The 2,583-nt window shown below is 66.2% G+C and carries 2 protein-coding genes and 1 pseudogene; 2 read left to right on the forward strand and 1 reads right to left on the reverse strand.

Translation table 11 applies throughout. The annotated features are described in order from the left end of the window. Nucleotides 1–494 (reverse strand): transaldolase family protein (locus ACXJKR_RS29450; RefSeq protein WP_457325866.1); only part of this gene is annotated, 494 nt, incomplete at its 3' end. A gap of 123 nt (nucleotides 495–617) precedes the next feature. Here ACXJKR_RS29450 and zwf point away from each other — a divergent pair. Then, complete coding sequence (zwf, locus tag ACXJKR_RS29455) at nucleotides 618–2,063, forward strand: glucose-6-phosphate dehydrogenase (RefSeq protein ID WP_457325867.1); 1,446 nt, start codon at nucleotides 618–620, stop codon at nucleotides 2,061–2,063. A gap of 2 nt (nucleotides 2,064–2,065) precedes the next feature. Beyond that, nucleotides 2,066–2,583, forward strand: a pseudogene (locus tag ACXJKR_RS29460) (transcriptional regulator); the annotation flags it as partial.

The following is a 2,583-nucleotide window of genomic DNA, read 5'->3' on the forward strand; positions in this document are numbered from 1 at the left end:
ACCTTGGCTTCACCGCAGGCCACGGCCTGGGCGAAGGCGAACAGCAGCGTCAGATTGCAGCGGATGCCTTCGCGCTCCAGTTCGGCAGCGGCCTGGATGCCTTCCCAGGTCGAGGCCAGCTTGATCAGCACGCGCTCGCGCGAGATGCCGGCGGCTTCGTACAGGCCGATGATGCGGCGGGCGCGGGCGAGCGACGCGGCCTTGTCGAAGGACAGGCGCGCATCGACCTCGGTGGACACACGGCCTGGCACGACCTTGAGGATCTCGAGACCGAAGCGCACCAGCACCTGGTCGACGATCTCGTCCAAGGGCTTGCCGCGATGCGCCTCAACTGCTTCCTTCAGCAACGGCGCGTAGTCGGGCGACTGCACCGCCTTCAGGATCAGTGAAGGGTTGGTCGTTGCATCTCGCGGTGCAAACTGCGCGAGCTGCAGGAAGTTGCCCGTATCGGCAACGACGGTGGTGAGGGTTTTGAGCTGGTCGAGCTGGTTCATGGGCTGCCTGTATCCGGGTCGAACGGATTGACCCGACGAAGAAACTGCTGCATAGTATTTCACGAAACTTAGTTACACAACGGTTAGCGCTCCATGGGAGACGCTGGCCTGGAGACCCCGCAGATGTCTTTCGATCTCGTGTTCTTTGGCGGTACCGGCGACCTGACATGGCGCAAGCTGATGCCCGCGCTGTTCCAGGCCTTCCGGCACGGCAAGCTGCCCGAAGGCGGCCGTATTCTCGCCGTCGCGCGTGACGACCAGACGGACGAGCGCTATCGCGAATGGCTGAAGGAGCGCTTCCGCGAAGTGGATGGCGCCAAGCGTCCCAACGACGAGGAGTTCGAGCGCTTCGCGGCGCTGATCCATTACCGCCGCATGGACTTGTCACAGCCCGATCACTACGCCGGGCTCAAGGAATGGCTGGACGCGCGCAACGCCGACACCGTCGTCCTTTATCTCGCCACCAGCCCGCACCTGTTCACCGGCATCTGCCAGCAACTCGGCGCCGTGGGCCTGAACCACGACAAGGTGCGCGTGGTGCTGGAGAAGCCGCTGGGCCATGACCTGGCCAGCGCCCAGGAGATCAACCGCGCGGTGCGCAGCGTCTTCGCCGAAGCGCAGGCCTTCCGCATCGACCACTACCTCGGCAAGCCCTCGGTGCAGAACCTGATGGCGCTGCGCTTCGGCAACGCGCTGTTCGAGCCGCTGTGGCGCCGCGAGAGCATCGCCAACATCCAGATCACGCTGGCCGAGCGCCTGGGTGTGGGCACACGCGGCGCCTTCTACGACGGCACCGGCGCGCTGCGCGACATGATCCAGAACCATGCGCTGCAACTGCTGACCATGATCGCGATGGAGCCGCCGGCGCGCAACGACGCCGACGCCATCCGCGACGAGAAGCTCAAGGTGCTGCGTTCGCTGAAGCCCTTCACGCCCGATAGCGTCGCCCGCGACGTCGTGCGCGGCCAGTACCGCGCCGGCAGCATCGAAGGCAAGGCCGTGCCCGGCTATCTGGAAGAGGTCAAGGTGCCGCCCGACAGTGCCTGCGAAACCTTCGTCGCGCTGCGCACCGAGGTCAACAACTGGCGCTGGGCCGGCGTCCCCTTCTACCTGCGCACCGGCAAGCGCCTGGCCGAACGCGACGCACAGATCGTCGTCAACTTCCGCCCCGTACCGCACAAGATCTTCCCCGGCGCAAGCCAGCCCAACCGCCTGGTCATCAAGCTGCAGCCCGAGGACGGCCTGGAGTTGCAACTGCTGGCCCAGAAGGGCGCCGGYCACGGCGAACAGTTGACGCCGGTGTCGCTGGACCTGGACTTCGACAAGGCCTTTGCGACGCAGCGCGTCGGCGCCTACGAGCGCCTGCTGCTGGATGCGATCGCCGGCCGCCTCAACCTCTTCGTGCGCAGCGATGAGCAAGAGCAGGCTTGGCGCTGGGTCGAGCCCATCCTTGACGCGTGGGAGGCCGACGCGAGCGGGCCGCGCCCCTATTCGGCAGGCTCCTGGGGCCCGGCCGCCGCAAGCGCACTGGTCGCGCGTGATGGTTTCAGTTGGGCGGAAGAACAATGAGCATTCTTGAGCGCGTGAAGGCGGCCCTGCCGGCCCTGCCGCCGGCCGAGCAACGGGTTGCCAAGCTGTTGCTGCTTGATGCCCGCAGCTTCGCCAGCCTGCCGGTCAGCGAGTTGGCCGACCGGTCGCATGTGTCCAAGCCGACGGTGGTGCGCTTTTGCCGCAGCGTCGGCTATGACGGCCTGGCCGACTTCAAGCTGAAGCTGGCCGGCAGCGTCAACGAAGGTGTGCCCTTCGTGCACCGTGCCGTGGACGAGGACGACAAGACGGGCGACATCATCGTCAAGGTGGTCGACAACGCCGTTGCCGCCCTGCTGCATTACCGCAACGATGCAGCCAGCCATGCCTTCGAGCGCGCCATCGACGCGCTGACCGATTCGGCCCGCCACAACCGACGCATCGAGTTCTACGGCGTCGGCAACTCCGGCATCGTGGCCCAGGACGCCCAGCACAAGTTCTTCCGCCTGGGCGTGAACACGGCGGCGACCAGCGACGGCCATGTGCAGCTCATGAGTGCGAC

The organism is Roseateles sp. P5_E11, assembly GCF_054049355.1.